At 32.7% G+C, this 19,107-nt stretch carries 18 protein-coding genes; 6 read left to right on the forward strand and 12 right to left on the reverse strand.

Annotation, left to right across the window (positions count from 1 at the left end; translation table 11 throughout):
* Positions 1–75: 75 nt before the first annotated feature.
* The 3 genes from NAT47_RS02820 to purN form a co-directional block, all read right to left on the reverse strand.
* The gene (locus tag NAT47_RS02820; RefSeq protein WP_250580067.1) at positions 76–1,005 is read right to left on the reverse strand and encodes a PfkB family carbohydrate kinase; all 930 of its coding nucleotides are present in this window, start codon (positions 1,003–1,005) and stop codon (positions 76–78) included.
* A 79-nt stretch (positions 1,006–1,084) separates the two neighbouring features.
* Positions 1,085–1,564: a ribonuclease HI gene (gene rnhA, locus NAT47_RS02825; RefSeq protein WP_250580080.1), complete on the reverse strand. Its 480-nt coding sequence runs from the start codon at positions 1,562–1,564 to the stop codon at positions 1,085–1,087.
* A gap of 16 nt (positions 1,565–1,580) precedes the next feature.
* Positions 1,581–2,162 (reverse strand): phosphoribosylglycinamide formyltransferase, encoded by a 582-nt coding sequence (gene purN, locus NAT47_RS02830; RefSeq protein WP_250580082.1) that lies wholly within the window; start codon positions 2,160–2,162, stop codon positions 1,581–1,583.
* Between the two features lie 173 nt (positions 2,163–2,335).
* Between purN and NAT47_RS02835 the strand changes: the two genes are divergently transcribed.
* The 5 genes from NAT47_RS02835 to pyk all read left to right on the forward strand — a co-directional run bounded on the left by NAT47_RS02835 (position 2,336) and on the right by pyk (position 6,762).
* Positions 2,336–2,572, forward strand: coding sequence for an acyl carrier protein (locus NAT47_RS02835; RefSeq protein WP_002988156.1), 237 nt, complete (start codon positions 2,336–2,338; stop codon positions 2,570–2,572).
* A 177-nt stretch (positions 2,573–2,749) separates the two neighbouring features.
* On the forward strand, positions 2,750–4,003 hold the full coding sequence (gene fabF / locus NAT47_RS02840) for a beta-ketoacyl-ACP synthase II (RefSeq protein ID WP_250580092.1): 1,254 nt from the start codon (positions 2,750–2,752) through the stop codon (positions 4,001–4,003).
* Positions 4,004–4,005: 2 nt separating this feature from the next.
* Positions 4,006–4,749: a ribonuclease III gene (rnc, locus tag NAT47_RS02845; protein ID WP_250580095.1), complete on the forward strand. Its 744-nt coding sequence runs from the start codon at positions 4,006–4,008 to the stop codon at positions 4,747–4,749.
* 103 nt (positions 4,750–4,852) lie between these two features.
* The gene (locus tag NAT47_RS02850; RefSeq protein WP_250580097.1) at positions 4,853–5,326 is read left to right on the forward strand and encodes an IPExxxVDY family protein; all 474 of its coding nucleotides are present in this window, start codon (positions 4,853–4,855) and stop codon (positions 5,324–5,326) included.
* A 5-nt stretch (positions 5,327–5,331) separates the two neighbouring features.
* Positions 5,332–6,762 carry a pyruvate kinase gene (gene pyk, locus NAT47_RS02855; RefSeq protein ID WP_250580099.1) on the forward strand — a complete coding sequence of 477 codons (1,431 nt, stop codon included), beginning with the start codon at positions 5,332–5,334 and terminating at the stop codon, positions 6,760–6,762.
* A 63-nt stretch (positions 6,763–6,825) separates the two neighbouring features.
* Here pyk and dinB read toward each other — a convergent pair whose 3' ends face one another.
* Both dinB and NAT47_RS02865 read right to left on the reverse strand, forming a co-directional pair.
* On the reverse strand, positions 6,826–7,923 hold the full coding sequence (gene dinB / locus NAT47_RS02860) for a DNA polymerase IV (protein WP_250580101.1): 1,098 nt from the start codon (positions 7,921–7,923) through the stop codon (positions 6,826–6,828).
* 2 nt (positions 7,924–7,925) lie between these two features.
* Positions 7,926–9,956: a site-specific recombinase gene (locus NAT47_RS02865; protein WP_250580108.1), complete on the reverse strand. Its 2,031-nt coding sequence runs from the start codon at positions 9,954–9,956 to the stop codon at positions 7,926–7,928.
* A 77-nt stretch (positions 9,957–10,033) separates the two neighbouring features.
* Between NAT47_RS02865 and NAT47_RS02870 the strand changes: the two genes are divergently transcribed.
* Complete coding sequence (locus tag NAT47_RS02870) at positions 10,034–10,504, forward strand: CYTH domain-containing protein (RefSeq protein WP_250580110.1); 471 nt, start codon at positions 10,034–10,036, stop codon at positions 10,502–10,504.
* Here NAT47_RS02870 and NAT47_RS02875 read toward each other — a convergent pair whose 3' ends face one another.
* From NAT47_RS02875 to NAT47_RS02905, 7 genes are all read right to left on the reverse strand, one after another.
* Positions 10,505–11,026 (reverse strand): septal ring lytic transglycosylase RlpA family protein, encoded by a 522-nt coding sequence (locus tag NAT47_RS02875; protein ID WP_250580111.1) that lies wholly within the window; start codon positions 11,024–11,026, stop codon positions 10,505–10,507.
* 21 nt (positions 11,027–11,047) lie between these two features.
* A complete protein-coding gene (locus NAT47_RS02880; protein ID WP_250580112.1) occupies positions 11,048–11,473 on the reverse strand; it encodes a hypothetical protein in 426 nt (141 codons plus the stop codon).
* A 95-nt stretch (positions 11,474–11,568) separates the two neighbouring features.
* On the reverse strand, positions 11,569–14,289 hold the full coding sequence (locus NAT47_RS02885) for a TonB-dependent receptor (RefSeq protein WP_250580113.1): 2,721 nt from the start codon (positions 14,287–14,289) through the stop codon (positions 11,569–11,571).
* 165 nt (positions 14,290–14,454) lie between these two features.
* Complete coding sequence (gene pgi, locus NAT47_RS02890; RefSeq protein ID WP_250580114.1) at positions 14,455–16,095, reverse strand: glucose-6-phosphate isomerase; 1,641 nt, start codon at positions 16,093–16,095, stop codon at positions 14,455–14,457.
* Positions 16,095–17,333, reverse strand: coding sequence for a peptidoglycan DD-metalloendopeptidase family protein (locus NAT47_RS02895; protein WP_250580115.1), 1,239 nt, complete (start codon positions 17,331–17,333; stop codon positions 16,095–16,097). Before NAT47_RS02895 ends, pgi begins: the two co-directional genes overlap by 1 nt.
* Before the next feature lie 27 nt (positions 17,334–17,360).
* Positions 17,361–18,287: a tryptophan 2,3-dioxygenase family protein gene (locus NAT47_RS02900; protein ID WP_250580116.1), complete on the reverse strand. Its 927-nt coding sequence runs from the start codon at positions 18,285–18,287 to the stop codon at positions 17,361–17,363.
* Complete coding sequence (locus NAT47_RS02905; RefSeq protein ID WP_250580117.1) at positions 18,287–19,063, reverse strand: DUF3108 domain-containing protein; 777 nt, start codon at positions 19,061–19,063, stop codon at positions 18,287–18,289. The genes NAT47_RS02900 and NAT47_RS02905 overlap by 1 nt, the downstream gene beginning before the upstream one ends.
* Between the last annotated feature and the right edge of the window lie 44 nt (positions 19,064–19,107).

Raw genomic sequence — 19,107 nt, forward strand, 5'->3', positions numbered from 1 at the left:
TTGTGTTGTTGTAGGTTGTTGTAATTCTTATTTTATTCTAAAACAAAAAATGCCCCGAAAATTCGAGGCACGTTTTTATTCTTCTAATTCGATTTCAAATTGTGTTAAAGCTTTAAACTGTTGCAAACGCGAGTTTACTTCTTTTTTATCTAAAGCTTCCATTCTTTCTGTTCCAAATTTCTCCACACAGAAAGACGCTAAGTTAGAACCATAAATAATCGCATTCTTCATGTTATCGAATGAAATATTTTCTGATTGCGCAATGTAACCCGCAAAACCTCCAGCGAAAGTATCGCCAGCTCCTGTTGGATCAAACACTTCTTCTAATGGTAACGCTGGAGCAAAGAAAACCTCTTTGTTATGGAACAATAAAGCACCGTGTTCTCCTTTTTTGATTACCACATACTTTGGTCCCATTGTATGAATTTTAGCTGCCGCTTTTACCAAAGAATATTCTCCTGATAATTGACGCGCTTCTTCATCGTTGATGGTGATTACATCTACACGTTTGATTACGTCTAATAATTCTGGTAACGCACAATCCATCCAAAAATTCATGGTGTCTAAAACAACTAATTTTGGTCTTTCAGACATTTGGTTTAAAACACCTGATTGTACAATTGGGTGTAAGTTTCCTAATAAAACTACATCTGAGTTTTTATATGCTTGTGGCACTACTGGATTAAAATCTGCCAAAACATTTAATTCTGTCACTAAAGTATCACGAGAATTTAAATCGTTGTGGTATTTCCCGCTCCAAAAGAAGGTTTTTCCACCTTTTACGATTTCGATTCCTTCGATATTTACTCCTTTGTTTTCTAATAAATCTAAATATTCCTTTGGAAAATCTTCCCCAACCACAGAAACTACTGCCGCATCTACATTAAAAAAGTTAGACGCCAAACCAATGTAAGTTGCGGCTCCTCCTAAAATTTTATCCGTTTTCCCGAAAGGTGTTTCAATAGCATCAAAAGCTACTGTTCCTACTATCAATAATTTGTTCATCAATATGAATTTGAAATAAGGTGCAAAGATAAGTTTTTGTTTAGAAGTTTAAAAGTTTATGTGTTTAAAAGTTAATACACTACAACAACTTCCCTTCTTCTCTTTCGTAAAATTCGTCTATTGATAATTTTTCTTGTTGTGATGCCATAACCGCTAATTGATCACAACGTTCATTTTGAGGATGATTGTTGTGTCCTTTAATCCATTGAAAATCGACTTGATGTTTTCGATACACTTTTAAGAAGCGCATCCATAAATCAGGGTTTTTCTTAGCTTTGAAGTTGATTTTTTCCCATTGAAATACCCAGCGTTTTTCTACCGCATCCACTACATATTTAGAATCCGAAACCACTAAAACTTTAGTTTTTGGGTTTTTTAATTTTTCTAAACCTACAATTACCGCTAATAATTCCATTCTATTGTTGGTCGACAATCGGAAACCTTCATAAAATTCTTTTTTATACGGAGTTCCCACTAGTTCCATCACCACGCCATAACCAGCCGGCCCAGGATTTCCCTTGGCAGCGCCGTCTGTGTATATGTGAACTTCGTGTGACAAAATTTAAATTTAGAATTTAGCCTCTCGACTCCGCTCGAGATGACATTAATATATTTGCGATAACTTCTGGAAAGTATAGATGTTCTAATTCATGTACTTTTTGCGCAATTTCTTCTGGAGTTTTACAATCTTCAATATTTACAGATTTTTGAAAAATAAATTCACCCTCATCGTAATGTTCGTTTACATAATGAATGGTAATCCCTGTTTCTTTTTCTTTATTTTCCAAAACCGCTTGATGTACATTCATGCCATACATACCTTTTCCGCCGTATTTTGGTAATAAAGCAGGATGAATATTGATTACTTTTGGATATTCTTTTAATATAGACTCGGGAAATTTTAGAAGAAATCCGGCTAAAACGATTAAATCAGGTTGAAATTGATGCAATTGTTCCAACACAAAACCTTCATTTAACTGTGCTTTATTAAAAACCACCGATGGAATCTCATGATTTTTTGCTCGATCTAACACTTTAGCGTCTGATTTATTAGAAAAAAGAGCCACAACTTTCGCATTTTTACTGTTTTTAAAGTATTTTATTATTTCTTCTGCGTTAGAGCCATTACCAGAAGCAAAAAGTACAATATTCTTCATTTTTGTATCGATTTCTTTCCACAAAAAAAAGAATAATAATTGGTAAAAAATAAAAAAAAGAAGCCTTTGTGAATAATTTTTTTTATTTTCGTAGTCACATTTAGTAACAAAAAGGTGGTTTTAAAATAAAGTTTTTTATTTTTGCCAACAAATTAAATTAAAAATTAAAGATTATGTCAGACATTGCATCAAGAGTAAAAGCGATTATCGTAGACAAATTAGGCGTTGACGAAAATGAAGTTGTAGCTGAAGCTAGCTTCACAAACGATTTAGGAGCTGATTCATTAGACACTGTTGAGCTAATTATGGAGTTCGAAAAAGAATTTGATATTCAAATTCCAGACGACCAAGCTGAAAACATTGCTACTGTAGGTCAAGCTATTTCTTACATCGAAGAAGCTAAAAAATAATAAATAAATCACCCGTGTGCTTATTTTGGCATACGGGTTTTTATTATTTTAAGAAAATTAGACTATTTTTGATTGAATTTCAATCACAATATATTGAAATACCCTTGTCTCTTTACTCACAATAATTAAAGAAAACACGGGTATTATTTGTTTAAACGATTTTTTAAAAATTAGAATATGCAATTAAAGCGTGTTGTTGTAACAGGACTTGGAGCGCTAACTCCTATAGGAAATACTCTTCAAGAATATTGGGATGGTCTTGTGAACGGAAAAAGTGGAGCTGCCCCTATTACTTATTACGATACTGAAAAGCATAAAACCAAATTTGCATGTGAGATTAAAAATTTCAATGTAGAAGATTTTATCGACAAGAAAGAGGTTCGCAGAATGGATAAGTTTGCTCAATATGCAATTGTTGCTAGCGATGAAGCCATCAAAGATGCGGGTATTTCATTAGAAAATGTAAATAAACACAGAGTTGGTGTTATTTGGGGAGCAGGTATTGGAGGTTTACAAACGTTCCAAGACGAAGTAATGAATTATGCCGCCGGTGATGGTACACCGCGTTTTAATCCATTCTTTATTCCAAAAATGATTGCTGATATTGCTCCTGGACATATTTCTATGCGAAATGGTTTCATGGGACCTAACTATACTACGGTTTCTGCATGCGCTTCTTCAGCTAATGCGTTAGTAGATGCGTTCAACTACATACGTTTAGGAATGTGTGACGTTATTGTTTCTGGAGGTTCTGAAGCAGCGGTAACCATTGCAGGTATGGGCGGGTTTAACTCAATGCAAGCATTATCAACAAGAAACGATAGTCCAGAAACAGCTTCAAGACCATTTGATGCTACTCGTGACGGATTTGTTTTAGGGGAAGGTGCTGGTGCTTTAGTATTAGAAGAATACGAACATGCGATTGCGCGTGGTGCTAAAATCTACTGCGAGGTAGGTGGTGGTGGTTTATCTTCTGATGCATATCACTTAACGGCTCCTCACCCTGAAGGAATTGGAGTAATTGCTGTAATGGAAAACTGTTTACGTGACGCTGGCTTAAAACCAGAAGACGTAGACCATATAAACACACACGGAACTTCAACGCCTCTTGGAGATGTAGCTGAATTAAAAGCGATTAAAGCCGTTTTTGGTGATCATGCTAAAAACATCAATATTAATTCCACTAAATCAATGACAGGTCACTTACTTGGTGCAGCTGGTGCAATAGAAGCAATTGCTTCTATCTTAGCTATGCAACACGGAATTGTACCTCCAACAATTAATCATACTACTGTAGACGAAAACATTGATCCATCGTTAAACTTAACTTTAAACAAAGCGCAAAAACGCGAAATTAAAGTAGCTATGAGTAATACTTTTGGATTTGGTGGACATAACGCTTGTGTTTTATTCAAAAAATTTGAGAACTAAACATGCGTCGTTTATTAAATAAAATACGAAAAAATTCCCGTTCTCAAGAAGACGGGATTTTTTTTGAAAAAATTACCAAAATCCTTGGATTTGAACCCAAAGAATTAAAATATTATCGAAAAGCGTTCACCCATCGTTCTGCCAATAAATTAGATGAAAAAGGAAATCCATTTAATTACGAGCGTTTAGAATTTCTTGGAGATGCCATGTTAGGAAGTGTTATTGCGGCACATTTATATAACGAAGTTCCATCTGGTGATGAAGGTTATCTGACAAAAATGCGCTCTAAAATTGTAAGCAGAGAACATTTGAATGAACTAGGTCGTGATTTCAACTTATTACAATTTGTAGAAAGTAAAGTCAACTCTAGTCAGTTTGGGGAAAACATTCATGGTAATTTGTTTGAAGCTTTTATTGGCGCTATTTACTTAGATAAAGGCTTTGCCTATTGCGAAAAATTCATCCAAAACAAAATTATTAAACAATATGTTGACATTGCTAAATTGGAAGGCAAAGTAATCAGTTACAAAAGTTTAATTATAGAATGGTGTCAAAAAGAAAAAGCACCTTTTGCTTTTGATTTTATTGAAGACAACGGACAAGAAGGACAGAAATATTTCAGTGTAAAATTATCAATAAATCATAAAATAGTTGCTAAAGCTAGAGCAACTTCAAAGAAAAAAGCAGAAGAAAAAGCAGCTCAAAGAGCGTATTTTGCTTTTCAAGAAAAAATTATAAAAAAATAATTCCTTAACTCAAACGTTTGCGTTTATAAATTATCGTTAAGAACTGCTAAACAGGTAGTTTTTAAGTGAATTTAACCTTATCTTTACCACTCAATTTTGGAAAATGGCCATTCATAAAATTCAAATAAACGATTTTATTTCAGATGATTATGAGTTAATCGCCATTCATTCATCTTTAGAAGATTACAAATTGGCGTATTGCTTAAACAAGGAATTGGGATTGCAGTTACAAAAAAATGATAACTACGTAGAAATCGCTATTGCGGAGGGAAAAAGCGCTTTTGAAAATTTTGTATTTGATGATGAAAAGAACGATGTAATTTGGACCTTAATCGAAAATAAAACTACGATTATCAATTCAAACAAACAAACAAGTTCCCTTTTTGAACAAGTTGACATTACCGTTTTTTTACTTCCAGAATATAAAAAAGCAGATTATTTGATTAAAATTGAAAATATCGACTATGGCTTTGACGCAGAAGAAATTATCGATAAAATACAAAAAATCAAAAATATAACCACTGTTTATACCATTGATATTACAAACTTAAAATCAAAAAATAATTTAATTTTTTAATTAAAATGCCGACAAACAAAAAAACTAAAATTGTAGCTACGCTAGGTCCTGCCTGTAGTACAAAAGAAGTGCTTAAAAATATGGTGGATGCTGGAGTTAATGTCTTCCGAATTAACTTTTCGCACGCTGATTATACCGATGTTAGTGCTCGAATTGACATGATTAGAGAACTAAACGACGAGTTTGGTTATACTACCTCTATCTTAGCCGATTTACAAGGTCCGAAATTACGTGTAGGCGTAATGAAAGAAGACGTAGTAGTAAGCAAAGGCGACAAAATTACCTTTACTACTGCAGAAGATATCTTAGGAACGGCTGAACGTGTTTACATGAACTACAAAGAGTTTCCAAAAGACGTAAATCCTGGAGAAAGAATCTTATTAGACGACGGAAAATTAATTTTCGAAGTAACTAAAACCGATAAAAACACTGAAGTTGAAGCCGTAGTAGTTCAAGGTGGTCCTTTGAAATCGAAAAAAGGTGTGAATTTACCAAATACAAAAGTTTCGCTTCCTGCTTTAACAGAAAAAGACATTCGCGATGCTAAATTCGCTATCGAAAACAAAGTAGATTGGATTGCATTATCGTTTGTAAGAACTCCAAAAGATTTAGAAGATTTACAAGATTTGATTGCAGAACATTCGGATCATAAAATTCCAATTATTGCCAAGATTGAAAAACCAGAAGCCGTTGAAAACATTGATAAAATAGTAGCGTTTTGTGATGGCTTAATGGTGGCTCGTGGTGATTTAGGTGTAGAAGTGCCAGCAGAAGAAGTGCCATTGATTCAGAAAAAATTAATTCACAGAGCAAAAACGGCTCGTATTCCAGTAATTGTGGCGACACAAATGATGGAAACAATGATTACATCATTAACCCCAACACGTGCCGAAGTAAACGACGTAGCGAACTCTGTTATGGACGGAGCTGATGCGGTTATGTTGTCTGGAGAAACTTCAGTAGGAAATTATCCTGTAGAAGTTATTCAAACCATGACACGTATTATTGAAAGTGTAGAAGATTCGCCACTAATTAAAGTTCCGTTATCGCAACCACAAGTAAAAAACCAACGTTATATTACAAAATCTATTTGTTATCACGCTTCGCTAATGGCAGACACCATTAATGCTAAAGCGATTACAACTCTTACAAATTCAGGTTACACAGCGTTTCAAATTTCGGCATGGCGACCAAAATCACATATTTTAGTATTTACTTCAAACAAGCGTATTTTAACACAATTAAACCTGTTATGGGGTGTTAGAGCCTACTTCTATGATAAACTTGTAAGTACAGACGACACCATTGACGACATCAACACGATTTGTAAAGAAAAGAAATACGTGAAAAAAGGCGATATGGTGGTCAACTTAGCTGCAATGCCTATCGTAGCAAAAGGAATGGTAAACACGATGCGTGTTTCTGAAATAGAATAAGATTTGTCTTTCATTAATATAAATTCCGTTTTGAAATTTCAAAACGGAATTTTTTTGCTTTTTTTAAAACTCAAACTTCAATTGCACCGAAACACTTTTTTGCAGTAAATCGGTTTTGGCTTTTTCTTCGTTGTTTAAATTATGGATAGAAATTCCTAATAATCTTACGGAGTTTCTTAAGCGTTCTTGGTAAAGTAAATCTTTGGCAACGTCTAAAATGATGTTTTTATCACTTACATAATAAGGTAGCGTTTTGCTTCGAGTTTGTAAGGTGAAATCGGAATATTTTATTTTTAGCGTGATGGTCTTGCCTGAAATTTTGCTCTTTTGTAGGCGTCTTTCTAGTTCTTTGGCGATGCTTTGCAAACGTTCTTCCATGAATATTTCGGAAGATAAATTTTCTCCAAATGTACGTTCCGCTCCAACAGATTTTATCTTACGATTTGGTTTTACTGGGCTATTATGAATGCCACGACAAATTTGGTAATAATGAAAACCACTGTTTCCAAAGTGTTTCTCTAAATAATCTAACGGTTTTTGCTTTAAATCATAACCTGTGAATATACCTAGTTGATACATTTTTTCAGCCGTTACCTTTCCTACACCATAGAACTTTTTAATGTCTAACTTTTCTAAAAATGCTTCAACTTCATCGGGATTTACCGTTTTTTGTCCGTTAGGCTTGTTATAATCGGAAGCGATTTTAGCTACGAATTTATTTACGGAAATTCCTGCCGAAGCCGTAAGTCCAACTTCATCAAAAATGCGTTTTCTTATTTCTTGAGCAATTAAAGTGGCGCTGGGATTGCCTTTTTTATTTTCGGTAACGTCTAAATAGGCTTCATCGAGCGATAATGGTTCGACTAAATCGGTATACTCGTGGAATATCTTTCTGATTTTCTTTGAAATTTCTTTGTAACGATCAAATCTTGGTCGCACGAAAATCAAATCGGGACACAATTTCTTCGCTTGAATACCGCTAATGGCACTTCGAACTCCAAATTTTCTAGCTTCGTAACTTGCTGCTGAAACTACGCCACGAACTTCGCTTCCACCAACAGCCAAAGGCTTTCCTTTCAACTCAGGATTGTCCATTTGCTCTACCGATGCATAAAACGCATCCATGTCTACGTGTATAATTTTTCGGTAGTGTTGATTCATATTTACTCAGTAGGAAAAAAGAAACTCATAGGTTTTCTAAGAAAATGTTGTTTAATCGAAGTAATAATAGGGCGTAATTCTGCTAAAGGAATATTACGTGAACGAAATGCTAATCCAAGCGATAAACTAAAACTCACAATAAAGTTTACAAAACCAATAATTCCTATACCTAAAACACCCCAAAACAACATTGCATTATTTACCATATAATCTGCTCCATAAATAGCCAAAGCTAAATTTCCACTAGCAAAAGTAATATGACGAATATCTAAATTCAAGCCAAGGAATAACCCTATCGAAGCTGTACTCCCTAGGAAGACACCAAACCAAAAATTAGAAATAATTCCGGCCCAATAACGTTCGTACCACTTAGAAATTCTTTCTGCTTTGGCTTTTCCGAAATTCAATTTTAATAACGGATGCTCTTTAATTCTATAATACACTTCAAAATGCTTGTCTCGATTTGCAATACTTCCTGAGATAATTCCTGACAAAAACAAGAAGAAACCAGCAATTGCTGCGTGAAAAATCGCCATAGAATGTACCGGACTTAAATCGGTTATGAGTTTTTCCCATTTGCTTTCAGCAATATTATAATCAAAAGCTAAATCGATTAGCCAAATCCCTAAAAACGCCACTGGAAAAGCCATCACGACATTTCCAACAAAGGCAATAAACTGCGAACGGAATAATCGTGCGAATAAAATGGCAAAACTTTTATGTTTTTCACCATCTCCATTTGGCATCCTTTTTAAACCATCTTCTAAAGCGTTAATTAAAGCTGCTGCAGTCATCGCGGGTTGTTTGGTTGCTAATGTAAACCCTAAAATATAGATCGTAATAAATCCAAAAGAATAATTCATACTATACAAAAAAGCGTGTCCAAAACCGCTAGTTTCTATTTTTGATAACATCAATTTGAAAATACACAAAAATCCAACTATCAAACCACCACCAAGAGCCGCATATAACATTTTAAAATACTCTGTTTTGGATTCCGTTATGTAATGCTCACCCGTTTTTGCGGTATGTTGTGTTATTTCATAAGACAACAATTGTGTACTTTCATCGAATAATTTCCTTACATTGGTCTTTAAACAATTATATTTAATAAGTTTTATAGCTAATTCAATTGATTTTGTTTTTTTATCTTCAAGTCGGTCAATTACCAATAAAGGAATTAAAACCCCAACACGATATAATTGCTGTTTTATACGGAGTAAATTTTGATTTACACGCAGTGATATTCCATATTTTGAGGAGTTTTGAAAGGCTTTCTCGACAAATTCATTACATTGTTTATACAAAACTAATAATTGCTTGTAATTGATGTCTGATGAAGTCGTATAAAATTCCGATTCTTTATTTCGTATCGTATTTTCAATTGCATATAATTCCTTTTCAAAAGCAGCAAAAGGACTTTCCAAACCTGCATATTCGGGAACCATTTTCATAACATCAGATTCTAACGCTTTTCCACTAGTTCTTTGTGAGAGCAAATTGAGGGCTTGCATTACTTCATACAAAGGGGAATTGATAGCTGCCGTTTCATAAATAGTTTGAAATTGAAGCAAGTCAAACAATTTTTCTAATTCAGATTTCGAAATTTTATTAATCCAAATAGGATCTGAATCCACATAAAAGACCTGATTTAAAATATATTGTAAGGTGTCTTTTGGCGCTTGATATGGTAAAATTTTAGCAAAAATGCGTTTTTTAACTTCATAGAAAAAATCAGTATCTTGAAGAATACCGGCATCTGTTAAAATAGCATCAAAATTTTTACTTTGTAACACAGCTTGTAAATAGGCCACAAAATTTATTCTTATCTCATCATTATTAGTAAAAAACTTAATAATAGAAGATAAACTAATTTCTTGCAACTTTTTTGGATTTCTTGGCCGAATAGCATTAACTAATTGAACCAAAATATCTATTTCATTCTCTTCGTTACGCCATAATTGTAATTCATTAAAATAATTTTTAAGAATTTCATCAGGGGAAAGTTGATTTTTATTGGTAAATAAATTCATATTTTTGGTCAAATAATCGTAAAGATACAAAGAGAAATGTTTTTTTGTATTTTAGATACCTAAATAAACATTAAATTTTGACAGAAATAGAGCGCAAATTTTTAGTTACCTCGACTGATTTTATAAAAGAAAGTACGAGACATTTTAGAATTGTTCAAGGATATTTAAATTCAAATCCTGATCGTACCGTAAGAATTAGAATAAAAGGCGACAAAGGTTTTTTAACAATAAAAGGCAAGGGAAACGAGTCGGGAATAAGTCGTTTTGAATGGGAAAAAGAAATTTCACTTTCGGAAGCCGAAGCACTATTGCCACTATGTGAAAAGGGTGCTATTGATAAAATTCGCTACGAGATACCTGTTGGAAAACACATTTATGAAGTTGATGTTTTTTTAGGTGAAAATGAGGGTTTAATTGTAGCCGAAATTGAACTACAATCGGAAAATGAATCTTTTGAAAAACCGTATTGGTTAGGCAAAGAAGTCACTTCTGACGAACGTTATTACAACTCTTACCTAAGTAATAATCCTTTTAAATATTTGAAATAATTACTTCTCAACAATTTCCAATATCACTCGTAAAGGTGTTTTTCCTTTATTATGAGAAATATCTAAGAACGGGCGTTTAGCAATGTCAATTTCCCTACTTCGGGTGTAAGGACCTCTATCATTAATTGTAACTATAACGCTTTTATTATTAGCTATATTAGTTACTTTAACCTTAGTTCCAAATTTTAATGTTTTGTGAGCTGCTGTATATTTTTTATTGCTAAAAACTTGCCCACTTGCTGTGCGCCTTCCATTTAATTTATCAGAATAATGAGAGGCTTCTACATTTTTCTTATAAAATTTAGTTTTAATATTTGCTAAGGAATCGACAACTTTAAGCGTATCAGATTTCTTAATCGTATCTAAATTTTTAGATTGTTTTTTCTTATCAGAATTATAAAAAGAAGCCTTTCTAACAAAGCTTAAATTGGATTCGTTAGAAAAGCCTGCTAAAGCAGTAATAAGTAACATTAACGTTATTAATAGAACATTTTTTCTCATAATTTTTGTTTTTTTACTCATTACCAAAGATTATACCAAATACTAGTTGATCCAATTAGACCAAGGAAGTCTAGATAGAATTAAAATTAAACCTAACACATAGAAAACGGCAATTTTCTTGAATTTACCATTGTTACTTTCTTCTCTTTTATGTTTTGACCATCCAATTGTAATTAAAACTAGAGCTATAATATTAATTAAAGGGTGTTCTAAAGAAGTCAAGCGCATAGCAGCATCTTTCATGTTTCCTAATTGGGCTAACCCTAAAGGAGAAACAAAATATAAAATAAGCCCAACTAATAATTGAATGTGGCAAATGATTAGTGTAAATAAAGACAAACGTAAGTCTTTATCTGTGAAAAGTTTTTTAGAAGTTAATCCTGTAACAGCATTAACTGATGCTAACACCAGAAGCCCTAAAGCAGCGTATGCTAAAATAGAGTGAACAGATTGAATAGTTTCGTACATACCTAATTTTTTTTAATGAAACACAAATATAGTAAAAATAAAAAACCTCTTACTCAAAAAAGAGTAAGAGGTTTTGTTAAATTATTTTTCTTTGATTAGAAATTATAACGTAATGTAAAATTCCATGTTCTTCCGAAACCAAAGAAACCTTGGTTTCCATCAGCAATACCTTTATAAACTCTACCAGCAGATTGATAAGTTGGTCCAGAATTACCACTAATAAATGCTGTAGTTTTGATATTAGATGTTAACTCAGAAATATAAACCTCATCAAACAAGTTATTTACATTGAATCTAAAGTTTACTGAGTTTTGTTTTTCTTTACCAACTAACATCTTATAAGAAATACCCATATCAACTAAATCATAAGAAGGTAACTCTAAATTGTTTTTAGTTACTACATTAGCATATAAATTGTCGTAGTTTCTCCAATCAGCATCAACTGAAAAACGCTCAAAAACCTCATATTTAGCACCTAATCCCCAAGTTGTTTGAGCAGCATCTCCAACTTTTCCACCATCGTTATCAGTTAAAGTTTCATCTAAAATATTTAAATTTTCATCAAATCTTCTTCTGATAGCACTTCCATCATATTCCCAGTTACCTACAGAAGCAAAACCTTTAACATCTAATTTATCAAATGGTTTTAAAACGAAGTCTAACTCTAATCCCGTATGAACTTGTTTAACCCCTTGATTTGCTGAAATTACAACATCACCTGAAAGTAAATTTGTAGTTCCGATTGTAGTATTAGAAGTTAAAACAGTTGAAGTTGTTACAACTCTATCTTCCCATGACGTTCTGTAAGCGTTTAAACTAGCCGTAAATATTTTTGACTTGAAAGTATAACCTGCTTCTAAACCTAAAACTTTTTCATTTTTAGTTAAAGGGTTTACTTGATTAGTAAAATTCAAATAAATATTGTCGTGGTAAGGTTGACGTGAATAATATCCTGCGTTACCATAAACTACATGTTGTTCATTAATGTTATAAGAAGCACCTCCCTTAACATTGAAACCAACATTATTAACTTTTTCAGAATCTTGATATTGATCTTGATAATCATAATAATCAAATCTTTGGTGTGATTGATTAGAAACAGCTCCTTGGAAGAAAGTTGAGAATTTATCATTAGAGTACTCTATTTGACCAAATAAACCACCATAAGTAATAGTTTCACTGTAATCATAATCAATTTTTTGAGAATCATCAGCAGAATTAAAGAATGCATACCAAGGATTAATATTATAAGATTGATTAACCGTATTTGTAGCACTTGGCAAAGTGTTTGGATTAGGGATAATGTGAGTATTATCTCTTAAAGGTCTACTTTCTCTCCATCCGCTCAAACCTAAGAAATTTGAAACTTGACGGTAATGATCTCCATTATATGTTCTTAAATCTAAACCAAAGTTTAAATTTAAATTTTTATTGATTTCTTTCTTTAAATTAGAAACTACACCATACCATGCATGGTTATTCATTGAAGCTCTAATTGCATAATTTGAACTTGTTCCTATTCCATCTGCATCAGCAGAGTTATTTGCGTAAATTTGATCAAAATCGATATAAGTACTTTGAGATTGTCCTGTGTATGGATTTACTTGTGAAATACTTCTTTTTCCACTACCATAGTTACCAGTTCCTCCTCCACGACCCCATGAAGCATATAATACAGTCGATAAATTAGTAGTACTATTGATATTGAAATCCCAGTTTAAGTTTGCAACAGGTTTGTGGTAGAAATTTGTTCTTTCTGACATATATTGCCCGTTTAAATAACCATAATTGTTATTGTACTTTCTTCCGAAACCTAAATAATCTGAAATTCTTTTAGTGAAATTTTGATCATGAGATTGAGGAGCTCCCGTGATTAAGAAATTGAAATTATGTCTATCATTCAATTTATAACCAAAAGAGATAAAATAATTTTGTCCTTCTCCTCTAGTTCCTTGGTTATATCCATCACCTTGCCAATGAGACAACATTAAACTAACTCCTAATCCGTTTTTCATCATTCCTGTATTGTAAGCAGCTGTTGATTTGAAATAATCACTGTTAGCCACTCCCATAGAAACAAAACCTCCTTCTTTTTTGTCAGTTGCTTTGGTTACGAAGTTAACTGTACCTCCAACTGAAGAAATTGCTAATTTTGAAGAACCCAAACCTCTCTGAACTTGGATAAAGTTAGCGATATCAGACATTCCAGACCAGTTAGACCAGTACATTTTACCATCTTCCATACCGTTAATTGGTTGTCCATTTAAAAGGAAAGCGGTATTATCTTGCTGGAAACCACGCACAGTAATTCTAGAGTCTCCATAACCTCCAGATTGTCCAGCTACGTAAACAGATGGTGTATTAACCATTGCTTGAGTAACATCAGCAGTACCCACTTTTTCTTGGATTTCAACTGCTTTAATTGTAGAAACAGCAATTGGAGTTTTTCTCTCCTTAGCTACGTCAATAATACCTTTACCAATTACAACTAATTCTTGTAATTCACTTGTGTCTGGTGATAACACAATTCTTCCTAAATTTACTGAATTACCCGTAATAGTGAATGGTACTGACTTAGATACAAAACCTAAAAACGAAATTGTAACAACTCCAGATTTTTGAGAAGTTGAAAGCTCAAATTTACCATCAAAATCTGCCGCTGCTCCAACTGTAGTTCCTTTAACAACTACACTAGCACCAACTAAAGGTTGATTTTGTTCGCCATCAATTACAACACCTGTAATTTTTGACTGAGAAAACACAGACATGGTTAAAAGTAAAAACCCTGTCAGGAAAGCATTTTTAAAGATTTTCATTTGTTGTGTCTTTTATGTTATTTTGGGGCAAATTTCATACATATTTTACATTCACATGTTAAGTTATTGTTAACAAATAAGTTGTGAAATTAAAAGTATAGTCATGAAATTTTACAAAACCACAGTAAACACTGACACAAAACAGAAAAATGATTTAAAAGAATATTATTTAAAAATATATTTATTTAGTAAAAAACTTGTTGATGTATCGTGTTTTTTAATTTCTTTTGAGTTGATTTCCTCCAAAATACTATTCGCTAACTGCTTACCTAATTCAACTCCCCATTGATCATAACTAAAAATATTCCATATTACGCCTTGAACAAAAATTTTATGTTCGTACATAGCTACTAAAGCGCCTAATGATTCAGGAGTTAGTTTATCAATAAGAAGGGTATTAGTTGGTTTGTTTCCTGAGAACACTTTAAAAGGCAATAAAAAGTTAGCCTTTTCACCTGAAATTCCTTGAGATTGAAATTCACTTTTTACTTCTTCTTCTGTTTTCCCCATCAACAAAGCTTCTGTTTGAGCAAAGAAATTTGACATTAATTTATCGTGGTGATCTTTATTGCCATAAAGCGATTGTTTAAATCCGATGAAATCTGTTGGGATTAATTTAGTCCCTTGATGGATTAATTGAAAGAAAGCATGTTGAGAATTTGTACCTGGTTCTCCCCAAATAATAGTTCCCGTTTGATAATTAACCTGCTTTCCATCTCTTCCTATACTTTTTCCATTACTTTCCATTATTCCTTGTTGCAAATAAGGCGCTAACTTCTGTAAATATTGGGTATACGGAATTAAAGCTTCACTTTCGGCCCCAAAAAAGTTATTATACCAAATGCTCAATAAGGCCAAAACTACAGGTATATTTTTATCGAAAGATTCATTTTTGAAGTGCTCATCCATCTCGTTGGCACCTTTTAATAATTTATCATAATTATCAAATCCAACTGCTAAACTTACGGACAAACCTACAGCACTCCATAACGAAAAACGACCTCCTACCCAATCCCACATAGGGAAAATATTGTCGTGATTAATTCCGAATTCGGTTACCTTTTGTATGTTGGTTGAAACTGCCACGAAATGCTTTGCCACATCTTCTTGTGAAGCAGATTGTAAGAACCAACTTCTAATGGTTTCAGCATTTGATAAAGTTTCTTGTGTGGTGAATGTTTTAGAAACTACAACAAATAAAGTCGTTTCTGGATTTAACTTTTTAATAACTTCATTTACGTGATCGCCATCTACATTAGAAACAAAATGTACACTTAAATGATTTTTATAGAATTGTAAAGCTTCTACAATCATGGCCGGACCCAAATCAGAACCGCCAATTCCGATGTTTACAATATCTGTGAAAGGTTTTCCAGTAAATCCTTTTTTATTTCCTGAAATAACCTCGTTAGAAAAGTTTTTAATTTTATCTTTAACTGAATACACTTCTGGTATTACGTTAACGCCTTCAACTAAAATATTAGCTGATTCTTTTGCACGAAGCGCTGTATGTAAAACTGCCCTATTCTCGGTTTGATTAATGATATCACCTTGAAAATAACTCGAAATAGCATCTTTTAGTTGTACATCGTTAGCTAAATTTAATAGCAAATCGATTGTTTCCTGATTGATAATATTTTTTGAAAAATCAAGCAAAAAATTATTCCATTCGATATGAAATTTTTCAGCTCTATTTGCATCTGAAGCAAACAAATCTTTCATAGATACTGCTTTCATTTTTTCAAAATGCAATTGAATACTTTCCCAAGTAATCGTCTTGGTTGGATTAATTTTTGGTAGTGACATTATTCTTTAAATTTTATGGCTGTTATGCTATCCAATTCTTTTTTTAAAGGAGTAATATGTGCTAAATATTTTTTCTTTTGAGATGCATTTAAAGGTTCTGCATTGGGTAATTTTTGTCTAAGCGGATCTACTTGAACCCCATTTTTCCAAAATCGATAACAAACATGCGGACCTGTAGCTAAACCTGTACTTCCTACCTTTCCAATAACTTGACCTTGTGTTACACGTTGTCCATTTCTTACCAAAATTTTTGACATGTGTAAATACTGGGTTGCGTAAGTTGAACTGTGTCTTACTTTAACATAATTACCATTTCCTGATGTATAACCTGTTCTTTCAACAATTCCAGATGCAGTTGTTTTAATTGGTGTCCCGTGAGGAGCTGCATAATCTGTTCCATTGTGCGCTTTAAATCGCATTTGTACAGGATGAAAACGTCTTCCAGAAAAACGAGAAGAAATTCGAAAATAATCTAAAGGAGCTTTAAGGAACATACTTTTTAATCCTTTTCCATTTTCATCGTAATAATCTGACTTTTTCTGTTCTTCGCTTATCTTGTACGGAAATGCAAAAATCTTTTTGCCTTTATGCTCAAAATAAGAAGCTTCAATACTTTCAACACCTACATAAATAGAATCTTCTATATAACGTTCATTAATTGTAACGGCAAATTTATCTCCTTTTTGAATTTTAAAGAAATCGACTGTATAAGCATAAATACTTGCTAACTTATTGCCTAGCGCGGCGCTAACTCCAGCATTTGTTAGTGTTTCCGACAAAGAACCTTCTATCTCAGCTGCTACAACTCTTCGTTTAACGGTAGTGGGTTTTTTCTTATTGAAAACCGCTATTGAATCTCTAAAATCAACTACTGTATAGCTAATTCTATCTTCTATGTAGACTAATGCTTTAAGAGTGTTTGGTTTTTTCTTATCTAGAAACAAGATATAAGGTTTTCCCGCTTTAATCCTTCTTAGATTAAATGAATCTTTCACTTTTTCTGTAACGTCATGAATTCTCAAACTATCTTTTAACGGGAATTTTTCTAATAGTTTACTAAAAGTATCACCCGAACGAATAGTATCTCTAACCACTTTGAAGTCGTTAAAAGTAAATCCGTATTCTTTGACAATTGGTTCTTTCTTTACCGATGTTTTCTTTGCTTTATCAGATTCTTCTTTAGAATTGCAAGCAGTAAAAAAAGTAACAAATAAAATGGCTAATACTAAATATCTCAATGTCTTTTTGTTTTATGCTTAATGCGATTACTCTCCCCAGTTTTCTAACTCTTCTTTTGACCACAATTCAGGAAAGAATATCCTTTTTTGGTATTTTGGCAACATGTATTTTTTCCAATCACTTCCCCCTGTAGCTTCGTGATTTCCAGGTACACTTTCGATGTATTTTTTTGCGGCATTAAAGTGCCCCATAACCCATGTGATGTTAACTGTTTTGTCGTAGTGGCGCATAGCAGCAACTAATTCTGGATTTTGTTGATCGGCTTCTGGAAGTTGTTTGAATTTTCTCCACAAGTTGATAGTGTTATATTCTTCCATCCAATTTAAGAACATCTTTTTATATTTTCTCTCGAATTCTAAAATCAGATATGATTTTTCACCTGTGTGGTAATCTTTTCCTGCAGCTTGCCAATACAAGTGTTCAAAAGCGTGTTCATATGGTGTATTTCTATCAATTGTTGCTCTAAAACGATTATCGATTAAGTTAATTAAATCAGTAGAACTGAATTCAATTAATCGATATTGTGCCGATTGAAATCCGCTTGCCGGAGTTAATGTATTTCTAAACTTTAGATATTGTTCTGGTTCCATTCCATCTTTCATAATATCAAAAGATGTAGTTAACATATCAAAATAACGGCTAATTCTACCTAATTTTTCTGTAAAATATACAGTAGTTGGTTTTTCATTATGACACAATTGGTCCATTTCCCAAAGAATCATTTTAAACAACAATTCATTTACTTGATGATACATTACGAAAACCATTTCATCAGGCAAAGTAGTACGTTGAGTTTGAAGACTCAAAAGCGCATCGGTTTGAATATAATCCCAATAGGTTATAGGTTTAGACCAAAGCAATCCTTCTAAATGGGTAGAAGTGTTTTGATTTATCGATTCAAACTTTTCGTGAAGTTGATTTAATTGTTCTTGAATTTTAGGAGTAATTTCCATTATTTTTCTACTTTAACTTTAAATGAATTTTTCAAACCTTTGAAAGATTCTAAATCTGCTTTCAAAGACCCAACAGCTAAACTTGCTTTTAGTCGAATTGGAATCTTATTGTTGTCATCTGATATCCAAACGGTTAAACTTTCTTCTTCTTTAAAAACTCTTCCTGCTTGTACATAAGGTCTAAAAACCATACAGGAAACTTTCCCAAATTTAGTTTTTATATCTTCTCTACCAATAAATTTTAACTTAAACTTTGTGGTTTCATCATCAAAAAACATATCGATTGCGATGGATTCTCCCACTTTTAATTTATCAATTTTAGGGTGATTTCTTAAATAATAAAAGGAAGACACAATATCTTGAACATTTTCAGGAACAGAAAAAGTGCGTTCTGTTTTTCCTTTATAGTCCTTTACTAAAACCGTATTTTTTTCTTGATTAAAAAATCCTTCTTGATTTTTAGTATATCCTCCTTCATCTATTCTTCTTACAAACTGATAAGGCTTATTGGTTTCTTTATCAAAATAGCTTTCGTAGTTATCGTCAACTTTAAAAAAAAACTTTGTCATTCCAGTTGTCCAACCTTTACCAACTACATGATGTACTTTTTTATTATTTTTTATAGCTTCTTTAATTTCTAAAGTAGCATAACCAGCATTTACAAGCCCGTAGTGAATACGTAGTTTGAACCATTCTCCAGTAGTGAATGCATTTTCCTGTTCAACAAAAGAATTGGTTGATACAAATAAAACAAGTAGTAGAACAATTTTTTTCATAGTTGATTCATTTTACAGAATGAAAATGCAATTTCTGTTCCAAA

The organism is Flavobacterium fragile, from assembly GCF_023634865.1.
GTDB classification, from domain to species: Bacteria; Bacteroidota; Bacteroidia; order Flavobacteriales; family Flavobacteriaceae; genus Flavobacterium; species Flavobacterium fragile.